The organism is Marivirga arenosa (assembly GCF_030503895.2).
GTDB classification, from domain to species: Bacteria; Bacteroidota; Bacteroidia; order Cytophagales; family Cyclobacteriaceae; genus Marivirga; species Marivirga arenosa.
In genome coordinates this window covers 2,407,192-2,422,313 of the sequence record NZ_CP129970.2, presented here as the reverse complement: position 1 = coordinate 2,422,313, position 15,122 = coordinate 2,407,192, and the positions used below count along the sequence as shown (strand labels likewise).

The window sequence follows — 15,122 nt, the reverse complement described above, 5'->3', positions numbered from 1 at the left end:
CTATATGGACACAATCTAATTTGAATGGTCATCTTAGAGACCAACTCAATAGACATCACCAATACCTATTTAAAGCTTGATGAGGTGTTTATTTCCTTCAAATTTTAATGAATCATTTAGACTATCCCCAAGCTGAAAGAATAAAAGAATCTTCCAGCTGTTAAGTCTTCTTGGAATTGCTCATTCAATCAGTATAGTGGTACTCCTTAGCAATTTCTAAATGCCAATCATTATCAAAAGGGCGCACCTGTCCTGTTGAATAAAGCTTTATAGACGAGGAGGTTTTAGGAAGTCGAAGATTTCAATAGTTCTGAAATCCTGATAATAGAGAGAATAAGAACCTGATAATAGATCAGGATGTGAAAATGGAATTTCTGTTATAGGAAAGAAATGGAGATGGCAGCAATGACATACACAGAGCGGTGAACAAGCATCTTCTTCCTGATTATGCTCATGGCTTTGATTTTCATTTACTAAATCACGATAAGAAGTGATTTCTTGATCATTATTTATTGATTTAGCATCAGAGCAGGGTATCCCGCAAAGCGCAATCAAATAAAAACTCAATATGTAGCATAAAACTTTCACGAAAGCAAAGGTAGGAATTAAATCCATGCAAGGCTATTGCATTTATGCAACTAGGCAAATCAAAAATACTTGTAAACCGAAATCAAAGCCGTTTTTGATAAATCACTCTTAACATATTAAAAATTTAACTTCTCCTAATCGAGCTTCCTCCGAAACAAAACGCCTTGGTAAATTTTAAACTGAACTTTTAATCTCCTCTGGAACAAGCTCTCTAACTTCTATATAATCAATTCTCAAAATATCCCTTAAAGTGGGAGATAAACTCACACCCCTTACTCAGTCTCCTCCTCGGGAGAAAGATTAAGTATAGATTTCCAGCCATTAGATGCGAGCTAGTCCAATAGCCGAAATCCATCTCAATCGGTACCATTAACTTGAACATTCTTCAATTCTAACGAATAAATGGCGTGCAAAAACAATGATGTTTGATTTAATGTTGATAGCCTGTAATTTTCTGATAACACATTAAATCATCCAGAGCATCAGCTAGCTATTCCTTGTAGGCTAAAAAACAAATCGCGAGAAAATGGAGCAATTAGTTAAAGACGAAAAACTTGAATTAAAATATCAACCAGGAAAAGGCGCTTGGACTTACCATATTCGAATTCCAAACACAAAACACATAGTGGGGAAGTGGGGCTCTATGAAGGTTTCAGGGACAATTGACGACTATAAAATAGAGAGTCATAACTTAGCAAAAATAGGAGATCAGGATAAACTCATTTCTATAAATAGCACCATTAGAAAAGCAATCAATAAAAGCGGTGGCGACACGGTAACAGTAACTCTCTATTTACAAACTTCCAATGAGCAAATTACAGAAAAGGAAGTTTTAGAAACTTTCAAAGATTCAGGCGTATTGACAGCATTTAAAAAATTGGCAGAAGAAGAGAGAAATCAAATTATCGGTAAAATAATTTCATTGAAATCAGAAGAAAAGCAAGTAAAAATGATTTTGAAATATATTGACCAACTGAGTAAAAATAATGATTAAGCAGCCTCCATTTGATTTGCTTTAATAGGATATTTAAGTACCTAAATCAAATTCATAATCCCTCATTTTACAACCTCCACCCCCTCTAAAACATCCAGTCCCTCCAATAAACCATTAATTTTCTCAATATGATCCCTACAGTCCTCCTTATAAAAGGACAGTCGCTCCTTTTCATCACTAATATTTTCATGCTGCTGTTTAAGACTTTCTAATTCCTGAAAAGCTTTTAAGATATCAGAATCATTAGTCAAATCCTCCACTTTAATTTGCCCATATTTAGAAATCAAAAAAGTAGGATAAAACATATTCACAGCGAGATACTCCTTTGGCTCAGTGGTAAATAATTCATGAGCGCTTTTTGCTCCATAAGATTTTAAGATTTCAATTGCCTCCAGTAAAGATTCTTCCTTATTCTCAAATACTTCATAGGCGGAGTAATGAAGTGATTCAATATCATCTAAAACAGTCTAGAAAGTGTCTGGTGTTATGGTATTAGGATTGGCGCCCAACTCAAGGAATAATTTCAAACGCTCAGAATCTTCATTCAAAGCCAAGGAATACAAACTAGTAACATACTCATCATCATGAGCATTAATATCTGCTCCCGCTTCATTGACCAAATAGCGCACCACATCATAATCCATTTTGGGATAACAGTCCGATGTAGCCTGAAAAATAGTTTCCTTACTCAAATTCGGAGCATTAATATCAGCGCCTTGGGCAATCAAAGATTTTATCCTTTCAATAAAGCCAGGCCCACTCTTTAAATTCTCATAGAGTTTATCATTCAGTGCTGAACCAAAGTCATATTGTGCTGATTTGCTCTCATGATTTTCGAAAATGAATCGAGTTAGTTTTAATACTTTATTGAATTATACAAACTTATACAATTATCAACATTAAGACTAAACCTAAAGGTTTAGCCTTCATATAAAATTCATATATTTGAAATCAGTAATTTCAGGATTTAGTCATATCAATTAATTTTAAATGCCAATATTCAATTGAATATAAAAGATGAAATCAATGAAAGCTTCAAACTCAAAAAGCAATCCGAACACCTTTTAGAAGTAGCAAAAAAAGCAGTGGAAATGGCAATAGAACAAGATGAAAATGCTGCCTTAGCTTGGATTAACGAACAAACTAAAGACCTTGAATTAAATTAAAAATGAGCAACAACCTTAACCCCAACCAAAGCGAATTCCTGCTCTACGTTTCCCAGGCGGGGGAAGTAAAGGTAGATGTCCTATTACAAGATGAAACTGTTTGGCTTACCCAAAAAGGTATGCAAGAGCTTTTCGAAAAAGCCAAATCCACGATATCGGAGCATATTAGTAATGTATTTGAAGAAGGTGAACTGGATGAGAAAGTGGTTGTTCGGGATTTCCGAACTACCAGTCCGCATGGCGCTATCAAAGGGAAAACACAAGAAAACACCGTAAGGTATTATAACTTGGATGTCATCATTTCTGTGGGTTACCGAGTAAAGTCACAGCGTGGTACACAATTCCGTATTTGGGCAACCAAAGTTTTACGTGAATTCATTATCAAAGGCTTTGCTATGGATGACGAACGTTTAAAACAAGGTTCTGCCCAATTTGGTAAAGATTACTTCGATGAGCTGCTAGAACGGATTCGGGAGATTCGAGCAAGTGAAAGAAGATTCTACCAAAAAATCACCGATATCTATGCTCAATGTAGCATTGATTACGATCCTAAAGCAGAAATCTCGCAGACATTCTTCAAAACAGTGCAAAACAAACTCCATTGGGCTATTACGGGTCATACCGCAGCTGAAATTATTAAAGAAAGAGCGGATGCTAAAAAACCGCATATGGGCTTAACCACCTGGAAAAGCGCACCAAAAGGAAAAGTACTTAAAACCGATATAGTAGTAGCCAAGAATTACTTAGAAGAAAAAGAACTCAAAGACCTCAACCGTATCGTCACCATGTATTTAGATTTTGCTGAGCTTCAGGCAGAAAGACAAAACCCTATGAAAATGAGCGATTGGATAAGCAAACTGGATGGCTTTTTACAATTTAATGATTACAAAGTTTTAAAGGATGCCGGTAAAATCTCAGCACAGATAGCCAAACAACTAGCAGAAAAAGAATACCAGAAATTCAGAGTAGACCAAGATAAAAATTTCGAATCTGACTTCGATAAAGAGGTAAAACGCATCACCAAAAAACGGAATAAATAGCATGTAAAACACCTGAGGAAATGCAAAATATTCGAATCAAATCATCCCTTCAAGATTTCAATGAATCAATAGCACCTGTGATTGACCATTTAAAGGAGTTATACAAAAAGGAAATTAGAAGTGAGCATGATTTGAAAAATGCTATTGAGAAAAGAGATTCTTTTGATGAACAATTGAAGACTATTTTTACCAAATCATTTTCTGATCCGGATAGTTGGCTATGGAATAATTATGAATCATATGGCATTGACAAATTTATAGGGTGGCACTATATAGGCAAAGAAGATACTTTTCAAGATAAATGTAATAACATCAATAGAACCTTAAATAACAGGATAGAATTTTTAGATCAATTCTCATCAATGCTTCCTCACTTAGATGTAATTCTTAAAATAGAGCCTTTAATTGACATTGAAAACCAAAATATTGAAGATATTCTCTATCTCATCCTTTTTAAACTAAGTAAATTAAAAGATGATAATTACTATTCTATCGAATGGATTTTAGCAGGAAATGGAATTGCTCTCCCAAGAGGTGATCATGAATTAAAAGAAATTATTCAAGAGCTTTTAAAATCTTATTTCATAAAAAGCGATTATAAATCATATCAAATTACCGTTAAGGGAGAATTGCAACTAGGCAAATGGCAACGGTCCAGAAAAAGAAAAACAGTTAAGCAAAGTAAAAATTCCATTGATGAGGTAATGAAAGAACTTCGAATCCTAGGTCATGGTCAAGAAATATTATTCAATGAGCTTGAAGAACTAAAAAAACTAAGTACAACTTTAAATAAGAAAAACTGGAAGCAATTGGTGAAAGGCAAAATATTTGATTTAACCCTATCAAAAATAATAAATAAGGAAACAGCTACTTTCATAGTATCTAAAATCTTACCAAATGAAGATTTTAAATACTTATTATCAAAAGGCAGTGAGAACTTATGATTTATCAAGTTCAAAGTAAAAAACAAACTGAAGCTCCCAACTAGTACCGGTTACCTATTCAAAATAGTATAATCTAAATTCCACGTTTACCGCTAAGCACAGTTTAGTCAAGAAGGCAACCTTGTCCGCTTGTGCCCATCATTTCAAAAACCTGTAAATTACCCAGGGTGGTAAAAAATTAAATCAAACGCACCAGCCTTTCAATCTCCTTACCTTTTGGGGAAGGACTAAGAATAGCTTGCCAGCCTTTGGCTGGGGACTTGTGCCTAGGATGTGACTAAACTCACAAACTAAGCCCTTAAAATACTAATTTCCAATAACTTAACAATGTTACAGGATGTGACTGAAGCCAAATTATTCTTTTTTTTACCAACACGAACAATTCTTAATTTATACCCTTAAATTATATTAAATTTTATTAAGTTTATTCAACTAAGTTTAGAATTAGCATATCAAAAATTCGCATGTACAGTTTTAATAGTCATTCAAAAATATTTAGCTCAGGTCGTATTTCAGATAAGTTTTTATCTACTATTGAAAGTATAAATAAAACTGTGGAAAGTGAACCTGAAGATTATATCCTAAATGCTAACGAAATCGAATATATTAACCATATAAAAGATGAATATGCATTGGATGTCCCTACAATTTTATTTGATGATGTTTACGCTGATATGTATGAAGATGATATCCCTGCAGAATATTTTCATATGTCTTTCCATGTTCGTCCAGGAGAAAAATATAAAAAAGAAGTCATTCAGTTTATAATTCCAGTCGAAGGCAATGCTGATTTACTCTTAAAATGCCCTGCATCCTCATTTTCAATAGGTGGAGGTGGCAATTTTCATGTGAAGGGAAATACCGTAATAGCTGAATTTATAAATTTTCATAATGACCCTATAAAAATAAAACAGGACTATGATAGAGAAGTCAATGGTGTTAAAAGGAATTATGAAACGCTTAGAACGGATATTTTAGAATTTAATAATTCTCTATATGCTAAAATAAAATCGTTCGTCAGTAATAAAAAGCAAAAGCTACTAAGCAAGAATAATTTAATGGCTTCATTAGGTGTCCCACTCAAGAAGAAAAATAATATTTCAGAAACTTTTTCAGTTCCACAACCTAAACTAAAAGAAAAGATATCAATTAAACCTTCCATAACTGAAAAAGGGTTTACACCAGAACCAGCTTTAGACGATAAAAATTATTTTCAAATTCTCAAATTGATTAATGATGTTGGTAAAAATTTTGAAAGAATGCCAAGTGTCTACGAAAACAAAAATGAAGAAGATTTAAGAGACCATATTTTAATGACCTTAGACCCTAATTTCGAGCTAGGAAGTGCGTCTGGAGAAACATTCAACAAATCTGGTAAGACTGATATCCAATTGAGATTTGATAGTTCAGTTATATTTATTGCTGAGTGCAAGTTCTGGAAAGGTGAAAAAGGCTATTTGAAAACGATTTCACAATTATTAAATTATTTAACGTGGAGAGATACTAAAGCATCCGTGGTTATTTTTGTTAAGCAAATAGATTTTTCCACCATTCTGCAAAAGGTTGAAGCATCAACAAAAGACCATGATAATTACTTAGGCTACATTACTAAAACAGATGAAAATTGGTTCAATTATCGATTTCATATCAATGGTGATAAAAACCGTGAAATAAAGCTGGCAGTTCAGTTATTTCATTTACCAAAATAAAACTTAATTTTAGCAACTAATCTTTTTTCGATACTAGAAATACTTGGCGGGAATTCCGCCAAGTTCAATCAAATGTAATTCACTGCTGTTCTACCTTAATGCTTTACAGGCTAATTAGTAAAAGTTCTTATTTATGCCCCTAGAAACAACATTCCTTACCAATCACCATTAATTTATATTTTTTTTAACTAAGTTTATATTACCAAGTATACTTATTATTTTATTGGCAATAATTTTAAACGACACCGTAAGACAATATGAAACGTAAATTAACAATGATATTTATACTTTCATGCTCATTGAGCTTTTCTCAAACGGACAGTAATAAATCATTAGTAGTAACTAAAGACCAAATAGATTCCATTTTCATACCTGACAAAATTGAAATCGTAAATAAGTCGTTAGACACCTTAGCTGCGGATTTGATAAAAGAAGACCAAGCATCAAGCTATATGTGGCCAACCCTAATTCCAGCAATATTTGCAATTTTAGGCATATTGCTTGGTAATTATTTAAATTATAGAAATTCATATAGTCTGTTTCAAAAACAAAAAATTTTTGATAATCAGCGTATTTCATATTCAAAGATTATGGCTTTGAAAAATCCTTGGATTCAATCAATTCGAACAAATATTGAAGCCAAATTATTATGTGAATTTTATGAAACTAGATATTTACTTTTCTCTCAAAACAAAGAAGACTTGGACGAGGCAAAAAAACAAAATGAAAGAGCATTAGGCCTAATAAAAGATATTTCAGAGTATCAAATGCAAGTATTTGAAGCTTTAGGGTTTATACAAACTTGCTTTGTAATAGACAATGAATTACAGAATGCAATCGATGATATATATAATTTCAAAAGCATTACAATTAGGACCTTTCCAAGGAATTTAAAAAATCAGAATGAATTGGATGAATTATTTAATAATCAAAATAAGAGAATGATTGAATTGACTGATGAAGAATATAAAGATAAGATGAATAAATTAATTGATTTATTAAGAACAAAATTTGTTTAATTAAATGTAAAACTGTAAAGTAAAATCAGGACTAGACAAACGAAGAAGCTCCCTGCTGGCACGAGTTTCGCGTGTATCCAAACTACCTTAATTGGGTCAATAATATTGAACAAATAAAATATACCTCACATTAAAATACTGTATTTAAGTATTTGCTTAAATAATGAACTTCATTAACTTGCATGCGTTATGGAAGTACAAATAAAGTAACCATGGATAAAAATCAATCATGTATAAGGGTATTGGCTGATGAAGTACAAATTCAGCAATGCAAAGAAAATCTCGAAGAAAACAAAGAATCATTCGGTAAGCTGAGTAGCATCCTGAATTTAGCCGGTAATGAGGTCAGACTGAAAATACTTTACCTCTTAGAACAAGAAGGCCAATTATGCCCCTGTGATCTTTCCGATATTTTGGGAATGAGTATTCCTGCAATATCTCAGCACATCCGAAAAATGAAAGACCGGAATATCATCACAGGAAAACGGAGCGGTCAAACCATTTTTTATGCAATTAATGAAGAACATTTAGAGCTTCTAAAACCCTTGTTTCAGGAAATCACAGTTGGTGACAAAAAAGAAATGATATGACTACGCAGGAAAACTCAAATATTGAATCCAATAATAACAAAAAACTTTTAGGGGCAGGATTAGTATCTGCAATTGCAGCATCAATATGCTGTATCACCCCGGTTTTAGCCCTGGTTTCAGGTGCATCTGGGATTGCTTCCACATTTTCGTGGTTAGATCCTTTGAGACCATATCTTATAGGAGTCACCATACTGGTTTTAGCTTTTGCCTGGTATCAAAAATTGAAACCCAGAACGGAAGAGGAAATAGCTTGTGCTTGTGAAGAGGACGAAAAACCCAATTTTTGGCAAAGCAAGAAGTTTCTGGGAATTGTAACGGTTTTTGCGGTGGTGATGATGGCTTTTCCTCTGTATGCTGATATGTTTTATCCTTCACAAGATCAAAAACAGACTATTGTGGTAGAAACTGATAATCTGCAAACTACCACTTTCGAAATCAAGGGGATGACCTGTAATGGCTGTGCTTCGCATGTAGAGAATGATGTTAATAAACTAAACGGTATAGTGGAAGTAGATGCGAGTTACGAAGATGCTGATGCTATGGTAAAATATGATCAATCAAAAGTAACTAGTGAAGAAATTAAGGCAGCCATAAACGGCACAGGCTATAAAGTAATCAGTCAGAAATAATTATGAAGAAATACGATTTATTTGTAATTGGCTCTGGCATGGCAGGGATGAATATCGCCAATCGCTGTGCCTCTAAAGGATTGAAAGTAGGCATAACGGATGAATTACCTTATGGTGGTACTTGCGCTTTGCGCGGTTGCGATCCGAAGAAAATTATGCTGGCAGCTACGGAATTAAGGCATTTCGCAACCAATTTGGAGGATAGAAACATCTCTGATATTCCGGAAATTTCATGGAAAGCTGCCATGAAAAGCAAACAGGAATTTGTGGAAATTATGCCTGCAAAATTAGAAAAAGGCTATGAGAAAAATGGGGTGGAGACCTTTCATTCTTCTGCCCGCTTCATAAAGGAAAATCAACTGAAGGTAGGAGATGAGATTATAGAAGCAGCTAAGATTGTGATTGCCACTGGAGCGAAAGCCCGTCATCTTGATTTTCCCGGTGGAGACTTAACACTCACAAGTACCGACTTTTTAAACTTCGAAAACCTTCCTAAATCTCTCATATTTATAGGTGGTGGCTATATAGCTTTTGAATTTGCCCACATGGCTGCTCGCTATGGCAGTAAAGTGACTATTATTCACCGGGGAGAGAGACCTCTAGAGAATTTTGATCCTTTTATTGTGGAACAAATCACTAAAGCCACGGAAGAATTAGATATAGAGTTAATACTTAACACAGATGTCAGCAAAATCGAAAAATCGGAAGCTGGATATAAAGTCACTGCAAATCCTGATGGTAATGAAAAGAACTGGGAAGCTGAAGTGGTAATTAATTCAGCAGGAAGGCTGCCTGCTATTTTTGACCTTGATTTAGATAAAGGCAATGTGAAGTTCACTCAAAAAGGAATAGTCGCAAACGAATATCTGCAAAGTACATCAAACCCAAATGTATATGTTGCCGGAGATGCAGCTGCTACTGATGGCAAGCCTCTTACTCCTGTGGCCGTGATGGAAGGTCATATTGTAGCATCCAACATTCTAAAAGAAAATAGCAAAAAGCCTGATTACAGTGCTATACCAACTGTGGTCTTTACCTCACCAGCAATGGCATCAGTAGGACTATCTGAAGAGCAGGTCAACCAAATGGGATTGGATTTCATTGTTAAAAAAAATAGTATTCCTAATTGGTTTACAGCCAAAAGGCTCAATGAAAAGACCTATGCTTTTAAAACGCTCATCGAAAAAGATAGTGGTAAAATTTTGGGAGCACACCTTACAGGACCCCATGCAGAAGAAGTTATTAATCTTTTTGCCATGGCAATTAAAGGAGGCCTGACTTCAAAAGACATAAAAACCATGATCCTTACCTATCCCTCAGCAAGTTCGGATATAGTGTACATGGTTTAATTTTTAAAATCATAAAAATAGAACTCAAATGGAAGTAGTATTAGAATCAACGATAAAATGCCCCAACTGTGGGCATGAAAAAACAGAAGAAATGCCAACAGATGCTTGTCAATTCTTCTATGAGTGTGAAAATTGTAACACAGTTTTAAAACCACAAACTGGTGATTGCTGTGTCTATTGTAGTTACGGAACAGTAGCATGTCCACCGATCCAACAAAACAAAAGCTGCTGTTAGTAAAGCTCCAAAAAACGAACGCATCAATAAACATAATACGTTCGTTTTTCCTTATTCCCATTTAAAGCTTTCTCTAAATGAATTATTAGGCAAAGACCATGCGCCTTGCCTAATTTCCCTACATCCCTTACACAATCCAAAAAAATTAGCCAAAGCCCATGGCTCCCACAGCCGAAAGCCTTTAATTTCCCTAAAGGGTAAATCAAAGGCCCTCGGCTAACCAACCGCACTTACCCGCACAAACCTTCCCTCATAGCTTTTGCTTTTTTTCTGTTAAGCAGATAAAGAGATAAAAAGCAAAAGGCAGCGGTCTTTTTGGCTCCCAAGCCAAAAAGTTGTTGTTTAATATACCAGCCGCACTGCCAGGCACTATGGTGTGCTGCCCTTGGGCTGCGGCAAAGGGTCTCGCCAGCATTGGCTCCAGGCTTTAAATAAGTGTTGATTTATAAGGTCTTTAAAGCCAAAAGCCAACCCCTTCGGGGCAAGTGCTGTCATGCCCCTCGCAGCTTAGCCCAAGTGAATCACGGCAACCTACCTGGTCTGTTCCTTTAAACCTCCGCTACGCTACTGTTAAAAGCAACATCCCCCGGTTGCCAAAGTTAGGCTCGCCTGCGGGCACCCCCGGGCTGCGGCTTGTCATGGTTTTTGTAGCCCATCGTGACCAAAGCCCCTTCAAATAAAGGCGCTTTGTCACTCCCACAGCAAGTATAATTCAGCCACGCTTTACACATCCCTTTCTTCAATGGCTGTATTAAACTTGCTTTTTCCTTCTCAACAAAAAACCACGCCAAGCCTTGTTCGCTCCGTTACTCTCCGCTCGTGGCTAGCCCCCGTTCCCTACGGTCACTCTCGGTCTACCACCCGGGGTCGCACTCGCAGACGGCTCGACACACAGCGGATTGCAAACCATTCCGTAAACTCCATTATTTGCAACCGCTCTTCCTGCGTTCACCTTCCCACTTCTGCCCGCATGGGTGCCTTGATCAAACTGTAGTGCTATTACTATAGGACAGCATTCCACATCCATTCCCAAATTCCCCACCACCCGTTTAAGGTGCGGCTATAGCCGCGTGGAATTAGCCCCAGGAATTTGATTTACAAGTTCTTTCTAGACTTTATGGGGTTTCATAATCAGTAAAAAATAAATAAAAGAGGAAAGCAATATCGGTCTGCTTTCGCTTTTAGGCCGCAAGCCCAAGCCCGTTGGGTTTTTTAAAAAATCTCCTCCGCTCACCAGCGGAAGTATTTTTCAAAAAAGACTTGCCCCCTAGGCGAGTCAGCCCGGAAAAAAAGGCTTTCTCTTTTCTTTTTTTCCGTTTTTTCTTTTCTCTTTTAAAAATATTATATGTGGAGGTTCAGGTTAGGAAGAGGAGGATTTTCATAGCTGATTTTCTGCCAGATTGCTTACTTTCCCAAAAGGCTACAGGCTAGCTTTCCTGCTTAAGGACAGTGAAAAAATCAATCCAAACATAGTGAAAGGTACAGGCATGCGGATGAGAAAGATGACAAGAGTTCGCGTTGCCGGCTACAAAAAAAATCTCCAGCATCCTTCTCGACTTCCAAGCCCTTCATGCTCGTATTTTTTGTTGTGCCGCTCTTGCATCTATCTCACCGGTCCTGTGTGGATGCGCACTATGTTTAAATTAATTTTTAGAGTGCGCATCGACAGCCGGTGGTTGGTGGCGTACGTTCGTCTTCGTCCAGCGTTTAGTTTAACGCGGTTTCGTGTTCAGTCTGAAGGTTATTATTTCCTTCGGTTTTTGAGGTTTGAGATTAATTTCTCGCCATTGCCGTTTTAGTTTTATTGCCTGGTGGGTTTCGCCTGCCAGGTTTTTATTTTTTTGATCATTTCTCTGTGGACTGGACATAAAAAAAACCGTAGCTATGAACTACGGTCTTTCTTCCTGATTTTCTTGACCACCCATTTCATGGCCAATGACATACAAAAACTAACTAATGCTCCCACAGCTGCCAAAATGCAAGTCTTGACGATATCCGCTGTTTGCAAATTGACCAGCACGGTGAGCAGTGTTCCGCCAGCTGTGCCCGCCTTACCGTGGACTTGCATCTCCCTTGTTTTTTACCTCAGGCAGTGGAGGTATTTTGACCTCATCATCCACCGTCACCTGACTCACTGCAGTCAGGACACTGGCGCCAACGGTCAGATATCCTGCAACCGTAATCAAGCCAGCTGGCAGTGCAATTGGCGCTCCTAAAATAGCACCTCCTGCAGCAGCCAATACCAAACCGACTGTTCGTAACTTTCTAAACAACTTTGGGGTGGGCTTTTTCACTCGTTCTAAAATATTCATAGTTGATTTATCTTTGATAGTGATGTAAATATGATTCTGGTTCTCTTGAGCCTCTTCAAAGACTTCCAAAAGCCTGTCCATGGCTTCACACGATCGGATTCCTTTTCCTATTCCTGTCAACTCCAATACTGGTGCAATGCAGCCTTCCAATTCTGTCCGGGCATCATTCGCAGGATGGATTAAAATCCAACTCCTTCCCGGAACGCTCTTCAATATCAGATGAAATCCCCTTTCATGAGTAATCCTTTTCTCCAAAAGGTATCTCCCTTCAGGAATACAACTGACAAAAGGCTGATTTTCCTTCCAGGGGAGTTCAATGGTATGGCAGATCAGTGATCCATCATACCAAAGAGCTCCATTAGTTCCGCTAGGATGATATATTCGCTTTAATAGAAACTCCATTGTGAAGTCTATTTAGCACTATTATCAATCTCAACAAGTGCCAATGCATTAAAGGCTCCATTCTTAAGCGGATACATAGTCCCATTCACCTCCTGCAGGAATTCCACTCCAAAAAGCAAAAAGATGGGTTGATCACCAGCTGTCGGAACAGTTGCAGTCAAGGTGATAGCTGTTTCGGTCTGTGGACCAATCGCTATCTCGCTACTTTCATTAGTACCCAAGCTGAATGTTTCCTCTAAGAAATCCACTTTGCTTGCAGCAGACACCAAACGCATATGCGATGCGCCTGCAGGAGCTGCAAAAGTATTCTGCGGAATAAATTCTGGTATATTGACCGTGGCTTCGCCCGTTGCCCTGTCGATATTGGCTACAAAGGGCGCATACATAGTCGCATTAAGCTTTCCGCTTTGATTAAATTCAAAGCCCTTAAGCAATTCAATATCACCGTTAGCAGCCGTTCTTTCGCCTCTTTCATTGTCGGAATCACTTTTCACGACCTTCACCATTTCTCGCGTCATTCGACTGGCCACTCGGCCATCAGCAGCCTTCAAAAGCAATGGACGAACAGAAGTTCTCAAAAGCCTACCAGCTTTCCCGGCTCTTCCAAACTCAGAACTATTTTCTCGAGTCCGTTGGAAAGCGGGATCGTTCTTCATACGCTCTTTGTCAATACCTCCTTTTTCTCTAGCCAAGTAGCCATCTTTCGTTTTGTAGAAAGACAAATCTCCGATTTTGCCTTTCAGTTTGATAATACCTTTTTGTCTTGCCATACTTAAAAATTTTATTTGATGAGCAGGCAAACTATTCTCCTAAAGTGCATTTGTCAAAAACTGACTTCCGCTAAAGGTCGTGTTGTCTTAATTGGTAATTATTGTCGTTATAGCTTTCAAGAAATTGGCTATATTAGTGTATAGCATCCTTATTGATAAAGTATAGATAAAGTATAAGCTTATGATATTGAAAAGAACCGTTATCTATCCAAAGGACATACAGCGCATTACAGGAAAAAGCGAACGCACAGGAAGAAGATTATTAGAGAAGATCAGGGAAAGAAGAGGAAAAGAAAAACACCAAATGATCACCGTTTCAGAGTTCGCTGATTACACTGGAATAGATGCTGAAACAGTCCAGGAATACCTCACCGATTAAGCCAATTTTTCAGGTTCTAATCCAGAAATTTCCCGCCTTTTATACATAATATTTGCCCTTTTTTGTGTATATTTAGTATAACAAAGAAAAGTTCTTTGGCAGTTTTAGCTTCAAAAAGAGCCGATATTTGGCGATAAAAACGATTAAATTTTTAGTGCCCTATTCGTGCCCTTTTAAACCATACAAATCATAAGTAACTGAATATCAGTTTTGAATAAGGTTTTAGTGTGGTCCAGGTGGGCCCACTTTCAGAATTCATCTGAACTCAAAAAGCCTTAAATCTTACGATTTAGGGCTTTTTTATTTTTATGGTTCATTAAAAACCAATTCATATCAAATAAAAAGTGTCCATTTGGTGTCCATTTTAAAATTATATATTTTTGGACACTTGGCCTTTTAAAGCACACAAAGGCCGATTTGCTGTCTGTTGTAATCATTTCTGCTCATGCTGTAGTGTCCATTTTAACAGTATGTATCATGAGCAATTCAAAAAATCATTCTTTAAGTACTTTACTCTTAAAAAACCTTCAACTAATTTCAGGACGGCTTGTACTTTAAGGCTTCATGATTCTACCTCTTTCCAGTGCAAGATTATAATCTTCTTCATCAAAAATGAATTCATAAATAAAAGGCTCTCTTTCGCCTTCTACAAGATCGTAGTTTTCTATGCGCATTGGATTACCTTCTAATCTTCCAATATCGAAATGAATTACAAGTGTATCTGCATAAAACACTAATACTGAGTCATGAGGTCTAAATAATGACGTGCTGAAAGGACCATTATCTGCACCATCTCTAGCAGGGATATCCCAAATGTATTCTTCTTCAGATTGAAGATTGAAACTGGCTGCTTCACTACCATCGTTATAACCTATCACCAAAACTTCATAATTGGTTTTATTCTGGAAAATATGTTTAGTTACGCCACTTATTGGTTCACCAGTTCCGCATGCATTTAAAAAACATACTGATAGTAGAAAAAAATATTTTCTCATT

General features: G+C 36.7%; 17 protein-coding genes. 11 read left to right on the top strand and 6 right to left on the bottom strand.

Annotated features, from left to right (window positions below):
* Window positions 1–267: 267 nt before the first annotated feature.
* Entirely contained in the window at window positions 268–615 is a 348-nt protein-coding gene (locus QYS48_RS10595) for a DUF6660 family protein (RefSeq protein ID WP_308355884.1), read from the bottom strand.
* Between the two features lie 499 nt (window positions 616–1,114).
* Here QYS48_RS10595 and QYS48_RS10590 point away from each other — a divergent pair, with 499 nt between their 5' ends.
* Window positions 1,115–1,582, top strand: a complete 468-nt coding sequence (locus QYS48_RS10590; RefSeq protein WP_302101861.1) for a DUF1905 domain-containing protein — start codon at window positions 1,115–1,117, stop codon at window positions 1,580–1,582.
* Between the two features lie 62 nt (window positions 1,583–1,644).
* On the opposite strand, the gene QYS48_RS10585 is transcribed toward QYS48_RS10590, so the two are convergent.
* Both QYS48_RS10585 and QYS48_RS10580 read right to left on the bottom strand, forming a co-directional pair.
* The gene (locus QYS48_RS10585) at window positions 1,645–1,869 is read right to left on the bottom strand and encodes a hypothetical protein (RefSeq protein ID WP_308355883.1); all 225 of its coding nucleotides are present in this window, start codon (window positions 1,867–1,869) and stop codon (window positions 1,645–1,647) included.
* A 180-nt stretch (window positions 1,870–2,049) separates the two neighbouring features.
* The gene (locus QYS48_RS10580) at window positions 2,050–2,274 is read right to left on the bottom strand and encodes a hypothetical protein (RefSeq protein ID WP_308355882.1); all 225 of its coding nucleotides are present in this window, start codon (window positions 2,272–2,274) and stop codon (window positions 2,050–2,052) included.
* A 312-nt stretch (window positions 2,275–2,586) separates the two neighbouring features.
* Between QYS48_RS10580 and QYS48_RS10575 the strand changes: the two genes are divergently transcribed.
* From QYS48_RS10575 to QYS48_RS10535, 9 genes are all read left to right on the top strand, one after another.
* The gene (locus QYS48_RS10575) at window positions 2,587–2,748 is read left to right on the top strand and encodes a hypothetical protein (RefSeq protein WP_303270338.1); all 162 of its coding nucleotides are present in this window, start codon (window positions 2,587–2,589) and stop codon (window positions 2,746–2,748) included.
* Window positions 2,749–2,750: 2 nt separating this feature from the next.
* Entirely contained in the window at window positions 2,751–3,788 is a 1,038-nt protein-coding gene (locus QYS48_RS10570) for a virulence RhuM family protein (protein ID WP_013453363.1), read from the top strand.
* A 20-nt stretch (window positions 3,789–3,808) separates the two neighbouring features.
* On the top strand, window positions 3,809–4,732 hold the full coding sequence (locus QYS48_RS10565) for a hypothetical protein (RefSeq protein WP_308355881.1): 924 nt from the start codon (window positions 3,809–3,811) through the stop codon (window positions 4,730–4,732).
* Between the two features lie 464 nt (window positions 4,733–5,196).
* Window positions 5,197–6,441 (top strand): hypothetical protein, encoded by a 1,245-nt coding sequence (locus QYS48_RS10560; RefSeq protein ID WP_308355880.1) that lies wholly within the window; start codon window positions 5,197–5,199, stop codon window positions 6,439–6,441.
* A 257-nt stretch (window positions 6,442–6,698) separates the two neighbouring features.
* Window positions 6,699–7,460 carry a hypothetical protein gene (locus tag QYS48_RS10555; protein ID WP_308355879.1) on the top strand — a complete coding sequence of 254 codons (762 nt, stop codon included), beginning with the start codon at window positions 6,699–6,701 and terminating at the stop codon, window positions 7,458–7,460.
* A gap of 212 nt (window positions 7,461–7,672) precedes the next feature.
* Complete coding sequence (locus tag QYS48_RS10550; protein ID WP_041650451.1) at window positions 7,673–8,050, top strand: metalloregulator ArsR/SmtB family transcription factor; 378 nt, start codon at window positions 7,673–7,675, stop codon at window positions 8,048–8,050.
* The gene (gene merTP / locus QYS48_RS10545; RefSeq protein WP_308355878.1) at window positions 8,047–8,679 is read left to right on the top strand and encodes a mercuric transport protein MerTP; all 633 of its coding nucleotides are present in this window, start codon (window positions 8,047–8,049) and stop codon (window positions 8,677–8,679) included. The genes QYS48_RS10550 and merTP overlap by 4 nt, the downstream gene beginning before the upstream one ends.
* Before the next feature lie 2 nt (window positions 8,680–8,681).
* Window positions 8,682–10,028 (top strand): NAD(P)/FAD-dependent oxidoreductase, encoded by a 1,347-nt coding sequence (locus QYS48_RS10540; RefSeq protein ID WP_308355877.1) that lies wholly within the window; start codon window positions 8,682–8,684, stop codon window positions 10,026–10,028.
* A gap of 28 nt (window positions 10,029–10,056) precedes the next feature.
* The gene (locus QYS48_RS10535) at window positions 10,057–10,263 is read left to right on the top strand and encodes a GDCCVxC domain-containing (seleno)protein (protein ID WP_303270345.1); all 207 of its coding nucleotides are present in this window, start codon (window positions 10,057–10,059) and stop codon (window positions 10,261–10,263) included.
* A 2,051-nt stretch (window positions 10,264–12,314) separates the two neighbouring features.
* Here the strand turns inward: QYS48_RS10535 and QYS48_RS10530 are convergent.
* Window positions 12,315–12,977 carry a DUF5675 family protein gene (locus QYS48_RS10530; RefSeq protein ID WP_308355876.1) on the bottom strand — a complete coding sequence of 221 codons (663 nt, stop codon included), beginning with the start codon at window positions 12,975–12,977 and terminating at the stop codon, window positions 12,315–12,317.
* Window positions 12,978–12,985: 8 nt separating this feature from the next.
* Window positions 12,986–13,747, bottom strand: coding sequence for a hypothetical protein (locus QYS48_RS10525; RefSeq protein WP_308355875.1), 762 nt, complete (start codon window positions 13,745–13,747; stop codon window positions 12,986–12,988).
* Between the two features lie 181 nt (window positions 13,748–13,928).
* Between QYS48_RS10525 and QYS48_RS10520 the strand changes: the two genes are divergently transcribed.
* Window positions 13,929–14,126, top strand: coding sequence for a hypothetical protein (locus tag QYS48_RS10520; protein ID WP_013453375.1), 198 nt, complete (start codon window positions 13,929–13,931; stop codon window positions 14,124–14,126).
* A 554-nt stretch (window positions 14,127–14,680) separates the two neighbouring features.
* On the opposite strand, the gene QYS48_RS10515 is transcribed toward QYS48_RS10520, so the two are convergent.
* Window positions 14,681–15,121, bottom strand: a complete 441-nt coding sequence (locus QYS48_RS10515) for a hypothetical protein (RefSeq protein ID WP_308355874.1) — start codon at window positions 15,119–15,121, stop codon at window positions 14,681–14,683.
* Between the last annotated feature and the right edge of the window lies 1 nt (window position 15,122).

Coding starts and splice junctions, on each gene's coding strand:
- QYS48_RS10560 (WP_308355880.1), top strand. CDS start 5,197: ATGTACAGTTTTAATAGTCATTCAAAAATATTTAGCTCAGGTCGTATT.
- QYS48_RS10570 (WP_013453363.1), top strand. CDS start 2,751: ATGAGCAACAACCTTAACCCCAACCAAAGCGAATTCCTGCTCTACGTT.
- QYS48_RS10530 (WP_308355876.1), bottom strand. CDS start 12,977: ATGGAGTTTCTATTAAAGCGAATATATCATCCTAGCGGAACTAATGGA.
- QYS48_RS10595 (WP_308355884.1), bottom strand. CDS start 615: ATGGATTTAATTCCTACCTTTGCTTTCGTGAAAGTTTTATGCTACATA.
- QYS48_RS10590 (WP_302101861.1), top strand. CDS start 1,115: ATGGAGCAATTAGTTAAAGACGAAAAACTTGAATTAAAATATCAACCA.
- QYS48_RS10540 (WP_308355877.1), top strand. CDS start 8,682: ATGAAGAAATACGATTTATTTGTAATTGGCTCTGGCATGGCAGGGATG.
- QYS48_RS10525 (WP_308355875.1), bottom strand. CDS start 13,747: ATGGCAAGACAAAAAGGTATTATCAAACTGAAAGGCAAAATCGGAGAT.
- merTP (WP_308355878.1), top strand. CDS start 8,047: ATGACTACGCAGGAAAACTCAAATATTGAATCCAATAATAACAAAAAA.
- QYS48_RS10565 (WP_308355881.1), top strand. CDS start 3,809: ATGCAAAATATTCGAATCAAATCATCCCTTCAAGATTTCAATGAATCA.
- QYS48_RS10555 (WP_308355879.1), top strand. CDS start 6,699: ATGAAACGTAAATTAACAATGATATTTATACTTTCATGCTCATTGAGC.
- QYS48_RS10535 (WP_303270345.1), top strand. CDS start 10,057: ATGGAAGTAGTATTAGAATCAACGATAAAATGCCCCAACTGTGGGCAT.
- QYS48_RS10550 (WP_041650451.1), top strand. CDS start 7,673: ATGGATAAAAATCAATCATGTATAAGGGTATTGGCTGATGAAGTACAA.
- QYS48_RS10515 (WP_308355874.1), bottom strand. CDS start 15,121: ATGAGAAAATATTTTTTTCTACTATCAGTATGTTTTTTAAATGCATGC.
- QYS48_RS10520 (WP_013453375.1), top strand. CDS start 13,929: ATGATATTGAAAAGAACCGTTATCTATCCAAAGGACATACAGCGCATT.